General features: G+C 67.8%; 1 protein-coding gene. It reads right to left on the bottom strand.

The window, feature by feature from the left end:
- Positions 1-1,424: polysaccharide deacetylase family protein (locus A6M56_RS11070; RefSeq protein ID WP_286758130.1), on the bottom strand; the 1,424-nt coding region annotated here is incomplete at both ends.

Below are 1,424 nucleotides of genomic sequence, written 5' to 3'. Positions count from 1 at the left end.
CTTCGCGCGCGCGCCACCAGCCGGCCACCTGCGCGGCGCTCGCCAGCCACATGCGCTCCCGCCTTTGCTTGAGCCAGGCGCCGATCTCGGCCAGTTGCGGGCCGGTGAGCATGGTTACTCCCGGGATGCGCAGGATGGACAAGCCGCCCATCCGTTCGGCGATATCGGACTCCTGGAAGAAGTTTTTCATGCCGGCGGCGGCATCCCCCTCCGCCAGCCAGTCTTCCGGCCCGTTCTGGGTGCGCGGCAGGATCAGCAGCGGACGGAGCGCGCCACCGGCCGCAGCGCCGGACGACGGCGTCGGCAGGCGCGCCTCGGAAGCGTCCATGCCGCCGATCACGTAGTCGAATCCGCGCTCCTGCAGCGCGCGCTCGGTCGCCTGGTCGTGGGATTCCATCGGCGGATGAAATCCGGCCGACGCGAAGTCCAGGCCGGCCGCTTTCATCTCGGCCAGCATTGTGTCGATGCGCTTGACCTGCACCGCCGGCGGCTGATTCTTGAATCCGTCGAAGCGGTCGCCGAGATGGCCGAGTTCATGCCCCTGCGCGGGAATTTTCTTGAGCAGGTCGGCCGAGCCGGCCGCATGTTCCGACAGGACGAAAAAGCTCGCCTTGCCGCCGAGGTCGCCGACCAGCCTGGCGGTGTCGAGGTCGGTGTCGCCCGGCGTGTCGGCCAGGTCGATCGCCAGCACCGTCGCGCTGCCGTACGGGTGCGGCCATGCGGCGAGATAGGCGTCGGGGATGCGCAGCAGCCAGGTCAATGCATTGTGCGCGAGCGACTCGATCGCCTTTGCATCGGCCGATGTCCACAGCCGTTCCGGAAAGCCGAATGCCACCGCGCGCGAGGCTTTCTGCGCCGGCGCGCCGCGCTCGCCGAACACGATCCCGCCCGTGACCTTGCCCTCCGGGGCACTGCGCGACCAGTCCATGATGCGCGCCGCGGTGTGTTGTCCGGCCAGCCGCAGCGGATACCAGCCCTTGACGCGCTCGGTCCACACGCGCAATCCGGCCGGCAGGTAATGGGATACGGGATTGTCGCCGGAGGGAATGAGGAAACTGTCGTTCTCGTCCGCTTCCGTGCTGCCGGCGACCTTGACGTCGAGCGCGCTTTCCATGAAGGCATAGCCGCGCGCCTCCCCTTTTTCATTGAACACGCCGGTCTGCCAGGTCGACAGCACGCCGCCGCCATTGGCCCTGAATGCGACCACCGCCTGCATCTCCCGCTCCGACAGCGCGACCGCCGACGGCAGCAGCAGCACGGGAGCGGCGCTGCGTTCGAGCGCCTCAACCGAAGCGGTCGTCATGAACGGGATCTTGTACTTGCGCAGAAAATGTTCCCAGGCCTGCACCGCGCTCTTGTCATCGATGCCAGCGCGGGCGAAATAGGCTTGCGTGACTGGCGAAGCGTACAGCAGCACCAGCGGC

The organism is Ralstonia sp. RL, assembly GCF_001683835.1.
Taxonomy (GTDB): domain Bacteria; phylum Pseudomonadota; class Gammaproteobacteria; order Burkholderiales; family Burkholderiaceae; genus Ralstonia; species Ralstonia mannitolilytica.
This window is presented reverse-complemented; position numbering and strand designations above follow the sequence as displayed.